The organism is Streptomyces sp. NPDC059524 (assembly GCF_042749255.1).
Lineage (GTDB): Bacteria > Actinomycetota > Actinomycetes > Streptomycetales > Streptomycetaceae > Streptomyces > Streptomyces xanthii.
Map to the genome: position 1 here is coordinate 1 of NZ_JBHYTK010000198.1, position 12,536 is coordinate 12,536.

Here is a 12,536-nt window from a genome sequence, read left to right on the forward strand (position 1 = left end):
GTTCCCCGCGCCCCTGATGAGGCTGCGCCTCATCGGGGAAATGCGACGCGAAGCGTCTGCATTTCAGGGGCGCGGGGAACTGCGCGACCAGCCACGACGAGAGCCGCGGCCGCCAGACAAGGGCACCCCGCGGACGAGATGGCGCTACCCCCGCCGAGCCCCGCGCGCACCCTTCCGCTTCGACCCGTCCGGCCAAAGACGAGGAGACCGCTTCGCCGCGAGGTCCTCGATCCAGCCGACCCCGACGACCGCCAGCGCGATCAACGGCCACACCAGGACGAACATCCAGATCATGTACGTCGTGTCCAGCGCCCCGCTCCACCGCTCGTTCTCCATGAACGGCAGGTCGTACGCGAGGTCGATGATCGGCACCGTCGCCATGATCAGCATGTTGTGCCAGAGATAGATCGTGACGGCCCGGTTGTTGGACAGGGTGACGACCTTGTCCCACTTGGCCAGCCGGCCGGGCAGCTCCTGCCAGGACGGCGAGTACTGGAGCAGGATGACGACGAAGCCGAAGGACCAGGTGGCCTGGGCCAGCGGGATGTCGTTGAGGTCCCAGCCGTCGGGCCCGAGGTGCCCGGAGGCCCACCACAGGCCGAAGGCCATGACGAGCGCGGAGCAGGACACGGCGAGGTAGCGCGGGACCTTGGCGAGCAGCCCCTCGTGGTGGGCGAAGCCGAGCACCCAGCAGCTGCCGTAGACGGCGAAGTCGGTGACCGCGTTGCCCGTCTCGCCGGGGATGGTGACGATGCCGGTGCCGACGATCGCGGTGAGGCCGAGCGGGGCGAGCAGCGTCGCCCACGGCACCTTGCGGAACGCCCAGAGCAGCAGCGGCGAGGCGATCACGAACCACATGTAGGCGCGCAGGTACCAGAGCGGACCGGCGGCCTGGGCCGGCCAGGTGTCCTCCAGCAGGCCCGCCTTGTCGCCGAGGTGCCAGGGGAAGCTGGGGGCGCCGATCGGCACGAGGTAGTTGAAGAGGCTGATCCAGCCCCAGGTGCCGCCGTTGTCCGGGTCCTTGCCCGGGTTCCAGCCGCCCGCGAAGAGCAGCGTGAGGACGGCGACGCTGAACGCCCACATCGGCGGAAGCAGGCGCCGGATGCGGCCGCGGATCACGCCGAGGGCGGGCCGGCTCAGCGAGCGGGCCATCAGGGATCCGGCGAGCGCGAACATCACGCCCATGGACGGGAACAGCACCGTCAGCCAGGCCCAGCCGAACAGGTGGTAGACGACGACGCGGACCAGCGCGGTGGTGCGCAGCAGGTCGAGGTAGCGGTCACGGCCGGGCTTCTTGGGCGCGGGCTTCTCCGCCTCGGGCGCCTCGGGGGCCTCGGGCACATCGGTGACCGGAAGGGCCGCCGTCTGCGCGGGCTGCGCCGGCACGTGGGCGTACTGGGGTTCCGCGTACTGGGGTTCCGCGTACTGCGGCGCCCGGTACTGAGGGTCCTGGTACTGCGGTTGCCGGTACTGAGGGTCCCGGTACTGCGGTTCCCGGTACTGGGGTTCCTGGGGATACGTCATGCCACCGGCCTCCTGTCGTCTCCGGCCACCGCCGCGTTCCGCTGGTGCGGCAGCGCGCCCGGCGCCGCCCCCACCGCTCCGGTGCGGCGCAGTTTCTGCCAGCGCAGCCGGCCGCCGGTGAGCGCGGTGATCCAGGACTGGAGCAGCACGACGTACATCAGCTGCCGGTACAGGAGCTGCTGGAGCGGGAGGGATATGAGGTGGGTCATCCGTTCCTTGTCGAGGCGGAAGGCGTAGGCCGCGCAGACGGCCTGGAGGGCGAGGACACCGAGCCAGGCGATGATCGTCTTCTGCGTGGGCCCGAACACGACGCCGTAGAGGAAGAAGACGTCGATGAGGGGCGCGAGCAGCGGTGCGAGGACCATGAAGAGGGAGACGAGGGGCAGGCCGACGCGGCCGAAGCGGCCGGAGGGGCCCGACTCGACGAGCGCGCGGCGGTGCTTCCAGATGGCCTGCATCGTGCCGTAGGACCAGCGGTAGCGCTGGGACCAGAGCTGCTGGACGGACTCGGGGGCCTCGGTCCACGCGCGCGCGTTCTCCGCGTAGACGACCTGCCAGCCCGCGCGGTGCAGCGCCATGGTGACGTCGGTGTCCTCGGCGAGCGTGTCGTCGCTCATGCCGCCGATGGGCTCCAGGGCGCTGCGCCGGAAGGCTCCGACGGCGCCGGGGATGGTCGGCATGCAGCGCAGGATGTCGTACATGCGGCGGTCGAGGTTGAAGCCCATCACGTACTCGATGTGCTGCCAGGCGCCGATGAGGGAGTCCCGGTTGCCCACCTTCGCGTTTCCGGCGACGGCGCCGACGCGCGGGTCGCCGAACGGCTGGACGAGCTCGCGGACGGTGGACGGCTCGAAGACGGTGTCGCCGTCCATCATTACGACGAGGTCGAAGCGGGCGTTGGCCAGACCGCGGTTGAGGGCGGCGGGCTTGCCCGCGTTGAGCTGGCGGACCACGCGCACGTTGGGCAGCCGCAGGTTCTCGACGATGCGGGCGGTGCCGTCGCTGGAGCCGTCGTCGATGACGATGACCTCGATGGGGTGCTCGCTGAGCATGAGCGAACGGACCGTGTTCTCGATGCACTTCGCCTCGTTGTAGGCGGGCACGAGGACCGAGACGGGCTCGGTGATCGGCGGGCCCCAGGCGAAGCCCTTGCGGCGGACCCGCCGGGCGTGGATCACGGAGAGCAGCAGCATCAGGACGAAGCGGCCCATGACGAGGACGCCGATGACGGCGAGCCCGCCGACCAGCACGGTCGTGATGTTCTCCGAGGCCTGCACGGCGTAGATCCAGGCCTTGCCCTTGGCCAGTTCGAGGCCGGTGACGGGCGTGTGGGCGCTGGCGATGCCGAGGGCCTCGGTCAGGTTCTGGAACTTGTAGCCGTGGTGCTGGAGGTCGGGCAGGAAGCGGTCCAGCGCGGCGACGGTCTGCGAGCGGTCGCCGCCGGAGTCGTGCATGAGGACGATGGCGCCCTTGCCGTCGTGCGGGGTGGCGCGGCGGATGATCTCGTCGACGCCGGGGCGCTGCCAGTCCTCGCTGTCGGTGTTGTTGACGACCGTGATGTAGCCGCGCGAGCCGATGTACTTCGTGACCGGCCAGGACTTGTCGTCCATGGCGTCGGCGAAGGAGGAGTACGGCGGCCGGAACAGGGAGGTGCGCACGCCGGCGGCGCCTTCGAGCGCCAGCTGGTTCTGCGACAGCTCCCAGTCGATGCGCTTGCTCGACTGGTAGGAGAGGTCGGGGTGGTTGAAGGTGTGCAGGCCGACCTCGTGGCCCTCCTCGACCATGCGCTGGACGAGGTCGGGGTAGCGGGAGGCCATGGTGCCGGTGACGAAGAAGACGGCGTGCGCGTCGTGCTTCTTCAGGACGTCGAGGACCTTGGGGGTCCACTCCGGGTCGGGGCCGTCGTCGAAGGTGAGGACGAGCTTGTGGTCGTCGATGGACCGGCTGCTCTCCTGGCCGCCCCGGGTGTCGATGACGGGGCCGCCGTCGAGGATCTTCTCGGGGACGTGGTCGGTGGCCGCCTCGGGCTGGATGCGGTGGTCGGCCATGATCTCGCTGTGCACGTAGCCGCGGAGCATGAGCATCGCGAGCATCGCCACGAGGAGCAGGACGGGCAGCAGATAGCGCAGCGGGAGCCGGCGTCTGCGGGCAGCGCTGTGCCGCCGGGGACGTGAGCGGTGGGACGACATCTACAGGACGCTGCTTTCGGGGGACGCGACGGGCGGGGCCGAGGCATCGGCGCCGGTGCTCGGGGCGAGGGTCCGGGACGCGACGGTGTCGGTGCCGCCGCCGGCCGGCTCGGCCGGCGGGTCGTCGGTCGGCTCGGCCGGGGGCGTCGTGGCGGGGTCGGTGGGACCGTCGGTCGGGCCCTGGGTCGGGGGCGGGTCGTCCGTCGGGTCCGGCGGGTCAACCGGGGGCGGGGTGGTCCTGCCGCCTCCGGTGGGCCGGTCGGCGGGGGTGGTGCCGGTCCCGGGCGTGGTGTCGCCGGGGGTGGCGCCGGCCGGCGCGGTGCCGGTCGTGGGGTCGGTGCTGGTGCCGGGCGAGGCGGAGCCGGAGTCGCTCGGGGACGGGGTGCCACCGGGGGACGTGGTGGGCGTCGCGGAGTCGGCGGGGACGAGCGGGTCGGTGTCGACCTGGCCGGCGGGCCCCTTGTGCTCGGCCTCCATCGGCAGCCAGGGCGCGCTGGAGTTGCCCGAGAGCAGGGTGGCGACGACGACGACGGCGTACGCGGCGCAGGCCAGGCCGACGGCCACGCCTATGCGGCGGAAGGTGCGGCTGCGGCGCCCCGAGTCGTCGACGAAGACGGGGACTTCCTTGTCGTCCGGCGCGGGAGCACCCGGGCCCGACGTGGTCGCGAGGAGTTCGCTCAACTGGCGGCCCGCGCCGTCGAGCTGGACCGTCACCTCGTTCGGATCATGCGTCTGCCCTGTCAGGGCATCTTCACGCCAATTTTCCACCGTACGCTCTTCCCCCCAGGGGCATGTTTCATGGGGTGCGCACGCGACTGTCCGAGCATCGTCGACCGGACCGGGCCCCCACCCGATCCGGGCGCCCCCCTTATCACACTGCGCCCGGACCAAGAATGTAGCGCACCCGGGTGACGCTCGTGCCCACGCCTCAGGTCCGCCTCATCATGATGCGTGCATCCATGGTCGGAATCCAGCCATTCGCGGGATATTCGAGCCAGCCGTTGTCGGCCGCCAGGGCGGCCGCCGCCGCCCTCAACGCCTGGATTCCGGGGTGCTGTCGCCCCTTGCGCCACACCAGCGACACGGGTGACAGGGGCACCGGGTCGACGAGGGGTCTGCGGACCGTCCCGGGCATGGCCGGAAAGTCCACTCCCGTGAGTACGGGATTCCGGTACTTGGTCATGATCCGCCGGAATTCCTCCTGTCCGACGGCGAGCGGGGCCGGCGGCGCGACCTCGATGCCCCGCCCTTCGAACAGCCTCCTGGCCAGATCCGTCCACTCCGGGGTCCGCGGATTGCCCGCCCCCGCGTACACGGCCTCTCCCGCGAGCCGGTCCAGCGGCACCGCGTCGAGCGCGGCCAGCGGATGGTCCTCGGGCAGCACGATCGCCATCGGCTCGTAGCGCACCGGCTGCTGGTCGAGGCGGGCCCGGACGGCCGGGTCGAGTCCGGCGAAGCGGCCGAAGGACACGTCGAGGCGCCCGGCGAGGATCTCGGCGGCGGCGCCGGTCAGACCGCTCTCGTAGCGGGTCATCAGCTCCTGCTCGGGGGCGAGTTCGCGGGCCCGCGCCAGCACGCGTTCGTGCACGAGCCCCGGACTGTTCACGTCCACGAGGAGCGGCCCGCGCTCCGGCGGGGGCCCGGCGAACGCGGCGAGCAGCGCGTCCTGCGCCTCGATCGCCCGCCGCGCGTGGGGCAGCAGCCGCGCCCCGTCGGCGGTGAGCGCGACCTGCCGGGTGGTCCGCGTGAACAGCTCAGCGCCGAGCTCGCGCTCCAGGCGCCGGATGTCCCGGCTCAGCGCCTGCTGGGCGACGTAGAGCCGGGCGGCGGCCCGGGTGAAGTGCAGTTCCTCGGCGACGGCGAGGAAGGCGCGCAGCAGACGGGGTTCGACGTACGACGACGGCATCGCCCGAACTTACAACGCAGCCGCGTGAATCGGCACCGAACAGGTGTTGGACCCCGGCCCCGCACCGCGGCGAGGCTCGTCCCATGCCAGACGCCCTCACCACCTCCCCCGCCCCCGACGCCCTCCCCGGCGGCACACCCCCCGGCGCCGGCACCCTCCATGAGGATCCCGCCACCGGCGACGGCGCACCCCACCGGACCTCCACCCGCCCGGCCCGTCGCTCCAACTCCTACCGCCGCCTCTTCTCCGTGCCCGGCGCCCTCGCCTTCACCCTCGGCAATCTGCTGGCCCGGTTCCCGCAGGGCATGTTCAGCATCAGTGCCGTGATCATGATCTCGGGGGTGCGCGGCTCCTACGCGCTCGCCGGGGCCGTCACCGCGACGGGCCTGGTCGCCAACGCGGTCGTCGGGCCGTGGACGGCACGCCTGGTGGACCGGTTCGGGCAGGCCAGGGTGGCGGTGCCCGCAGTCGCGGTCTCGGCGTGCGGTTCGCTCGGGCTGCTGCTGTGCGTGCGCTTCGGGGCGCCGGACTGGACCCTGTTCGCCGCCTACGTGGCGACGGCGGCGACGCCCAACACGGGCGGGATGTCCCGGGCGCGCTGGGCGCACCTGTTCGCGAACGATCCGGACGCCCTGCACACGGCGAACTCCTTCGAGCAGGCCGCGGACGAGTTCTGCTACATGCTCGGCCCGGTCGTCGCCGCCTTCCTGTGCGGCTCGCTGTTCCCGGAGGCGGGCACGCTGGCCTCGGTGTTCCTCATGGTGAGCGGCATCCTGGTCTTCGCCGCGCAGCGCTCCACGGAACCCCCGGTCCACGCCCGTACGGAGCACTCGCGCACTCCGCTGCGCGTGCGGGGCATGCCGCCGCTGCTCCTCTCCTTCCTGGCGACCGGCGGGATCTTCGGCTCGCTCGAGGTCGTCACGGTGGCGTTCGCCGACGCGCAGGGCCACAAGGTGTGGGCGGGCGCGATCCTCGCGCTGCAGGCCGCGGGCTCGGGTGCGGCGGGCCTGGTCAACGGCGCCCTCAAGCCCACCGGCCCCGCCGACCGCAGGCACCCGCTGTGCGTGGCGGCGATGACGGTCCTGATGACCCTGCCGCTGCTCGCGGCCGCGCTCACGGGCTCCCTGTTCGTGCTCGGCGGGGCGCTCCTGATCGCGGGCATGGCGACGGCGCCGACGATGGTCGCGGGCATGACCCTGGTCCAACAGCGCACACCGGCGGCCCAGTTGAACGAGGGCATGACCCTCGCCGTGACGGGCCTGCTCGGCGGCATCGCGTGCGGCTCGGCGGCGGGCGGCACGGCGGTGGAGCACTGGGGCGCGACGGCGGCGTACGCGGTGCCGGTCGCGGCGGCCGTCTGCGCCCTGCTCCTGGCCCTGTACGGCTACACCCGCCGCCCCGGCCGATAACCATCCCTTTATTTCCACATCACGGAAAGCAATTTCCATCTAGCGGGAATCCGTGATCCACTCCCCCGGCAAGCAGCACGCCACACAGGCACCGACACAGCAGGGGGCAGTCACATGGGAGAGAACCGCGTCGCGGTCATCACGGGTTCGTCCTCCGGGATCGGCGCGGCCATGGCCCGCCGGTTCGCGGCGGAGGGCCTGCGGGTCGTCGTGAACTCGGCCGGCAGCGAGGCCGCGGGACGGGAGCTGGCCGCACAGCTCCCCGACGCGGTGTACGTGCGCGGCGACGTGTCCGACCCGGCCGACGCGCGCCGGATCGTCCGGACCGCGATCGACACGTACGGCCGGCTCGACGTGCTGGTGAACAACGCGGGCGCGACCCGCTTCATCCCGCTCGACGACCTCGACGCGGTCGGCGCCGACACCTGGCGGGACCTCCTCGACGTCAACGTGATCGGCGTCTGGCAGATGGTCACGGCCGCGGCCCCGCACCTGCGCGCCTCCGGCGCCGGAGCGGTCGTCAACGTCTCCTCGGTCTCGGCGACCCGGGCACTGGGCAGCTCGATCCCGTACGCGGTGAGCAAGGCGGCGGTGAACCACCTGACCCGGCTGCTCGCCTCCCAGCTCGGCCCGGAGGTCCGCGTGAACGCCATCGCGCCCGGCCTGATCGACACCCCCTGGTACGCGGAGGCCGAGGAGGTCTGGGAGAGCTCGCGGGACTGGATCACGGCCAACACCCCGCTGCGCCGCGTGGGCACACCCGAGGACGTGGCCGAGGCCGCGCTCTATCTCCTGGACGCCGCGTACACGACGGGCGACGTCCTCACCGTGGACGGCGGACGCCACATCGTCTGAGCCCGGAACCGGAACGACAAAGGCCCGGCCGTCGAAGACGGTCGGGCCTGTATCGCATGGGATGAGGGGGTCTGGGGGTCATGCCCCCAGGAGTCCCGACGGGGCGGACTCGGCTCGCGCAGTCCGCGAGCAGAATCCGGGCACCGCCTCGTGGAGATGGCGGGAATCGAACCCGCGTCCAACGGTGAACAAACAGGGCTTCTCCGTGTGCAGTCTGGTACGAGTTTCTCGGCCCTCCGGATCACCCAGACAAGTCCGGAACGGGCTCAGTCACTGTTTGATTTCCCTCTTCACCCCGTGACCGGGATCAAGGTTTAGTCCCCTAGCTGATGCCAGGATCCGGGTCGGGAACAGCCCCGGGCTGACACTTCGCAAGTCGCTACTTAGGCAGCGAGGGCGAAGGAATCGCGCTTGGTGTTGGCGATTATTGGTTGCGACATATGGTTTACGAGATCATTGCCGCTTCCTCGACACGCTTCCCCTGCTTCGACATCCGCTGTCGAAACCGATCATCCCCATGTTGTTTTTTCAAAGTGGGCCTCGCGACCCGGTGTCCCCGCGGTGGAGGACGTGTTCCATCGTACGTGACCAACGCACGCGGGTGCCAGCCTATTCCCACGGCCCCGCGCCCCGCGGCGACGGCTCAGCGCTCGCGCGCCCGCTGACGCCGCTTGGCGGCCGCGATGGCGCGGTCCGAGTCCCGGCGGTCCTGCTGCTCGCGCAGCGTCTGCCGCTTGTCGTACTCCTTCTTGCCCTTGGCGAGCGCGATCTCCGCCTTCGCGCGGCCGTCCTTGAAGTAGAGCGCGAGCGTCACGATCGTGTGCCCGGTCTCCTGGGACTTCGCCTCCAGCTTGTCGATCTCCTCACGGTGCAGGAGCAGCTTGCGCTTGCGCCGCACCGCGTGGTTGGTCCACGTGCCCTGGCTGTACTCGGGGATGTGGGCGTTGTGCAGCCACGCCTCGTTCCCGTCGACCTGGACGAAGGCGTCGGCCAGGGACGCGCGCCCCTGCCGCAGCGACTTGACCTCGGTGCCGGTCAGCACGATGCCGGCCTCGTAGGTGTCCATGATCAGGTAGTCGTGCCGCGCCTTCTTGTTCTGCGCGACGATCTTGCGCTTGCCGTCCTTCTTGGAGGACGCCGCCCCCTTGCCCTGCTTGGGCTGGGACTCCTTCGGTACGTACATTCCCTTGGCCATAGTGCTGGCCATTTTCGCACTACGAGGGGTCCCCGAGGCCACTCAATACTGTCTCGGCCCGACGCAGCGCCGCCGCGTCGACCTCCAGGTCCGGGGTGATGCCCCGGCCGTCGACGGTGCCGCCCGAAGGGGTGCGGTAGTGCCCGACGGTCAGCTCCACCACGGAGCCGTCGGGCAGCCGGCTCGGCATCTGGACCGAGCCCTTGCCGAAGGTGCGGGCGCCCACGACGACCGCGCGGCCGCGGTCCTGCAGGGCTCCGGTCAGCAGTTCGGCCGCGCTCATCGTCCCGCTGTCGACGAGCACGACCACGGGTCTGGTGGTGTCGCCGCCGCGCTCGGCGTGCAGCGCCCGCTGCGTGCCGCGCACGTCGTACGTGGCGACGAGCCCGCCGTCGAGGAACGCCGACGCCGCCGCGACCGCCTCCGTGACCAGCCCGCCCGAGTTCCCCCGCAGGTCGAGGACGAGGCCGCCGCTCGCGGGGGCGGCGCGGACCGCGGAGCGCACCTGCGCGCCCGCGCCCTTGGTGAAGGCGCTCACCTTCACGAGCGTGCCGTCGGCGCCGAGCCGGGTCACGGTGACCGGGTCGGTGGACAGGGCGGCGCGGCGCAGGGTCTCGGTCCATGCGCGCTTGCCGCGCCGCAGGCCGATCTCGACGGCCGTGCCGGCGTGCTCGCCGCGCAGCAGGGCGAGCACCTCGGTGACGGGGCGTCCGGTGACGCGCGCGCCGTCGACGGAGGTGATCCGGTCGCCCTCACGGATGCCGGCCTCCCGCGCGGGCGAGCCGTCGCGCACCTTGGTGACCTGGAGGCCGCCGCCGGCGGTGCGCCTGGCCCACAGGCCGACGCCGGTGTACTCGCCGTCGAGGGACTGCTCGAACTCCTCGTACTCGCCCTGGGAGTAGACGGCGGCCCAGCGGTCGCCGCTGCGACTGACGGCCTCCTCGGCGGCCTGCGTGGGTGACTTGCCGTCAGCCATGGCCTCGGCGGCGGCCTCGGTGGGATCGGCGAGCGGCTCGCGGTGCGCGGCGGCGACCTTGTGGTCCTGCCGGGTCCCGGCCGCGCGCGGATCGCCCGGCAGCCCGCCGGCGGCGGCACCCGCGGCGAGGACGCTCGCGAAGACCAATGTCAGGGCCGCCCCGCGGCCGAAGCGACGGGGCCGGGAGAACAGCTCCGGGCCGGACATGCCGGTGAGTCTAGGACAACGCGAAGCGCCGTACGGAAAGTTGACCCGTACGGCGCTTCTGTTCGCGGGGGACTCTCGTCACACCTTCAGGTACTTGCGCAGCGCGACGAACGCCGCCAGCGCCGGCATCAGCACGCTCACCGCGAGGATCAGCGGCAGCTTGGTCAGCACCGCGTCCCAGCCGATGAAGTTGATGAGCTGCAGCTTGTCCGACAGGGCCACGCCGTTGTCGATCACGAAGTACTGACCGGCCGCCAGGAACACACAGGCGATGCCGCCGCCGATGAGTCCGGCGACCGCGGCCTCCATGATGAACGGGGCCTGGATGTAGAAGCCGGACGCGCCGACGAGTCGCATGATGCCGGTCTCGCGGCGGCGGCTGAACGCGGACACCCGCACGGTGTTGACGATCAGCAGCAGCGCGACGACGAGCATCACGGCCATCACGGCGCCCGCCGCGACGTTCAGGTAGCCGAGCAGCCGGAAGAGGTTGTCGAGGACGCCCTTCTGGTCCTGCACGGACTGCACGCCGGGCCGCCCGTTGAACGCGGTCGCGATGACCTCGTACTTCTCCGGGTCCTTCAGCTTGATCCGGTACGACTCCTGCAGCTGGTCCGGGGTCAGCGAACTGGCCAGCGGGGAGTCGCCGAACTGCTCCTTGTAGTGCTTGTACGCGTCGTCCTGCGACTCGTGCGCCACCTTGTCGACGACGGGCATCTTCTCCAGATCGGCGACGATCTGCTTCTTCTGGTCCGCGGTGACGGGGCCCTTGGCACAGTTCGGGTCCGACTCGGCGTCTCCCTTGTTGCACAGGAAGATCGAGACGTTGACCTTGTCGTACCAGTAGCCCTTCATCTGGTTGACCTGATCACTCATCAGGAGCGAGCCGCCGAACAGGGCGAGCGAGAGGGCCACCGAGATGATGACGGCGAAGGTCATCGTGAGATTGCGGCGGAGACCGACGCCGATCTCCGACAGGACGAATTGGGCACGCATGCGCTAACTGAGCCTTTCGCAGCTTCTCTCGGTACTTCTCAGTGCTGGTAGCCGTAGACGCCGCGTGCCTGGTCGCGGACGAGGCGGCCCTTCTCCAGCTCGATGACGCGCTTGCGCATCTGGTCCACGATGTTCTGGTCGTGGGTGGCCATCACCACGGTGGTGCCCGTGCGGTTGATGCGGTCGAGCAGCTTCATGATGCCGACCGAGGTCTGCGGGTCGAGGTTGCCCGTCGGCTCGTCCGCGATCAGCAGCTTGGGGCGGTTCACGAAGGCGCGGGCGATGGCCACGCGCTGCTGCTCACCACCGGAGAGCTCACCGGGCATGCGCTCCTCCTTGCCGCCGAGGCCGACGAGGTCGAGCACCTGGGGCACGGACTTGCGGATCTCGCCGCGGGACTTGCCGATGACCTCCTGCGCGAAGGCCACGTTCTCGCCGACCGTCTTGTTGGGCAGCAGCCGGAAGTCCTGGAAGACCGTGCCGAGCTGGCGGCGGATCTGCGGGACCTTCCAGTTGGAGACGCGGCCCAGGTCCTTGCCCAGGACGTGCACCTGGCCGTGGCTGCACCGCTCCTCGCGCAGGATCAGCCGCAGGAACGTGGACTTGCCGGAGCCGGACGAGCCGACCAGGAAGACGAACTCACCGCGCTCGACCTCCAGGGAGACATCCCTGAGAGCGGGCCGGGTCTGCTTGGGGTAGACCTTGGAGACGTTGTCGAATCGGATCACTGGTGCGCCTCGGAGCTTCGGGGGCGTCGGGGGCGGGGGTGTCCGAGACACCCCCTCGGTGTGCGTGACCATACGCGAATGGGGAGGCGGCGTGCAGGCGCCGTCCCCGGTTGCGCGTTTTGTCCTGGTGCACGGCCGGCGAGGCGCCGCTTTTGTCCACCCCGTAGCCGGTCAGGGCCGCTCTGTGGACCGAGGCGCGCCGAAAATCCCGGAAACTGGCACAGTGGTAGGGGGAACGGTCGCGTTTCCCGAGGCGTTGAGCGGAGAGAACCAGTGGGTATGTGGACGGCCGGCTCCGCCGCGCGTGAGGAGGACGGCGCATGACCTATGACCGGTTGGTGTGCGCGAACTGCGCGGCGCCCGTGAGCGAGGGCCGCTGCCCCGTGTGCCGGGCGAACCGCGAGCGGCTCCAGCAGGAGAACCCGCTGTCCGGACTCACCCCGATGGCGCTGATCGCCCTGCTCGCCGTGCTGATCGCGGCCGTGGCGCTGCTCGCGGCGCACCAGCCCGTGTAGCGGGGACCGCGGAAGACGACGGAAAGGGCCCGGAGC

The 12,536-nt window shown here is 71.0% G+C and carries 11 protein-coding genes and 1 other RNA gene; 3 read left to right on the forward strand and 9 right to left on the reverse strand.

The genetic code is table 11. The features are described 5' to 3' along the window. Nucleotides 1–144: 144 nt before the first annotated feature. From ACFW9D_RS34685 to ACFW9D_RS34700, 4 genes are all read right to left on the reverse strand, one after another. Nucleotides 145–1,524: an acyltransferase family protein gene (locus ACFW9D_RS34685; protein ID WP_384628774.1), complete on the reverse strand. Its 1,380-nt coding sequence runs from the start codon at nucleotides 1,522–1,524 to the stop codon at nucleotides 145–147. Further along, nucleotides 1,521–3,713 carry a polysaccharide deacetylase family protein gene (locus tag ACFW9D_RS34690; protein WP_384628777.1) on the reverse strand — a complete coding sequence of 731 codons (2,193 nt, stop codon included), beginning with the start codon at nucleotides 3,711–3,713 and terminating at the stop codon, nucleotides 1,521–1,523. The genes ACFW9D_RS34685 and ACFW9D_RS34690 overlap by 4 nt, the downstream gene beginning before the upstream one ends. Then, on the reverse strand, nucleotides 3,714–4,427 hold the full coding sequence (locus ACFW9D_RS34695; protein WP_384628779.1) for a hypothetical protein: 714 nt from the start codon (nucleotides 4,425–4,427) through the stop codon (nucleotides 3,714–3,716). 214 nt (nucleotides 4,428–4,641) lie between these two features. Next, nucleotides 4,642–5,619 carry a LysR family transcriptional regulator gene (locus ACFW9D_RS34700; RefSeq protein WP_384628782.1) on the reverse strand — a complete coding sequence of 326 codons (978 nt, stop codon included), beginning with the start codon at nucleotides 5,617–5,619 and terminating at the stop codon, nucleotides 4,642–4,644. Nucleotides 5,620–5,702: 83 nt separating this feature from the next. Here ACFW9D_RS34700 and ACFW9D_RS34705 point away from each other — a divergent pair, with 83 nt between their 5' ends. After that, nucleotides 5,703–7,028, forward strand: a complete 1,326-nt coding sequence (locus ACFW9D_RS34705) for an MFS transporter (protein WP_384628785.1) — start codon at nucleotides 5,703–5,705, stop codon at nucleotides 7,026–7,028. A gap of 114 nt (nucleotides 7,029–7,142) precedes the next feature. After that, on the forward strand, nucleotides 7,143–7,883 hold the full coding sequence (locus ACFW9D_RS34710) for an SDR family NAD(P)-dependent oxidoreductase (protein WP_188338604.1): 741 nt from the start codon (nucleotides 7,143–7,145) through the stop codon (nucleotides 7,881–7,883). A gap of 148 nt (nucleotides 7,884–8,031) precedes the next feature. On the opposite strand, the gene ssrA is transcribed toward ACFW9D_RS34710, so the two are convergent. From ssrA to ftsE, 5 genes are all read right to left on the reverse strand, one after another. After that, nucleotides 8,032–8,400: a transfer-messenger RNA gene (gene ssrA / locus ACFW9D_RS34715) on the reverse strand. Nucleotides 8,401–8,526: 126 nt separating this feature from the next. Beyond that, the gene (smpB, locus tag ACFW9D_RS34720; protein WP_188341528.1) at nucleotides 8,527–9,066 is read right to left on the reverse strand and encodes an SsrA-binding protein SmpB; all 540 of its coding nucleotides are present in this window, start codon (nucleotides 9,064–9,066) and stop codon (nucleotides 8,527–8,529) included. A gap of 31 nt (nucleotides 9,067–9,097) precedes the next feature. Further along, nucleotides 9,098–10,261, reverse strand: coding sequence for a S41 family peptidase (locus ACFW9D_RS34725; RefSeq protein ID WP_384628789.1), 1,164 nt, complete (start codon nucleotides 10,259–10,261; stop codon nucleotides 9,098–9,100). A 78-nt stretch (nucleotides 10,262–10,339) separates the two neighbouring features. Continuing rightward, the gene (gene ftsX / locus ACFW9D_RS34730) at nucleotides 10,340–11,257 is read right to left on the reverse strand and encodes a permease-like cell division protein FtsX (RefSeq protein WP_188338602.1); all 918 of its coding nucleotides are present in this window, start codon (nucleotides 11,255–11,257) and stop codon (nucleotides 10,340–10,342) included. Between the two features lie 38 nt (nucleotides 11,258–11,295). Continuing rightward, the gene (gene ftsE / locus ACFW9D_RS34735; protein WP_026245701.1) at nucleotides 11,296–11,985 is read right to left on the reverse strand and encodes a cell division ATP-binding protein FtsE; all 690 of its coding nucleotides are present in this window, start codon (nucleotides 11,983–11,985) and stop codon (nucleotides 11,296–11,298) included. Between the two features lie 320 nt (nucleotides 11,986–12,305). Between ftsE and ACFW9D_RS34740 the strand changes: the two genes are divergently transcribed. Next, nucleotides 12,306–12,500 (forward strand): hypothetical protein, encoded by a 195-nt coding sequence (locus ACFW9D_RS34740; protein WP_188338601.1) that lies wholly within the window; start codon nucleotides 12,306–12,308, stop codon nucleotides 12,498–12,500. The last annotated feature ends 36 nt before the right edge of the window (nucleotides 12,501–12,536 follow it).

Excerpts from the sequence above, each read along its gene's own strand:
- ACFW9D_RS34685 (WP_384628774.1), bottom strand. The coding sequence starts at position 1,524 with ATGACGTATCCCCAGGAACCCCAGTACCGGGAACCGCAGTACCGGGAC.
- ACFW9D_RS34690 (WP_384628777.1), bottom strand. The coding sequence starts at position 3,713 with ATGTCGTCCCACCGCTCACGTCCCCGGCGGCACAGCGCTGCCCGCAGA.
- ACFW9D_RS34700 (WP_384628782.1), bottom strand. The coding sequence starts at position 5,619 with ATGCCGTCGTCGTACGTCGAACCCCGTCTGCTGCGCGCCTTCCTCGCC.
- ACFW9D_RS34705 (WP_384628785.1), top strand. The coding sequence starts at position 5,703 with ATGCCAGACGCCCTCACCACCTCCCCCGCCCCCGACGCCCTCCCCGGC.
- ACFW9D_RS34710 (WP_188338604.1), top strand. The coding sequence starts at position 7,143 with ATGGGAGAGAACCGCGTCGCGGTCATCACGGGTTCGTCCTCCGGGATC.
- smpB (WP_188341528.1), bottom strand. The coding sequence starts at position 9,066 with ATGTACGTACCGAAGGAGTCCCAGCCCAAGCAGGGCAAGGGGGCGGCG.
- ACFW9D_RS34725 (WP_384628789.1), bottom strand. The coding sequence starts at position 10,261 with ATGTCCGGCCCGGAGCTGTTCTCCCGGCCCCGTCGCTTCGGCCGCGGG.
- ftsX (WP_188338602.1), bottom strand. The coding sequence starts at position 11,257 with ATGCGTGCCCAATTCGTCCTGTCGGAGATCGGCGTCGGTCTCCGCCGC.
- ACFW9D_RS34740 (WP_188338601.1), top strand. The coding sequence starts at position 12,306 with ATGACCTATGACCGGTTGGTGTGCGCGAACTGCGCGGCGCCCGTGAGC.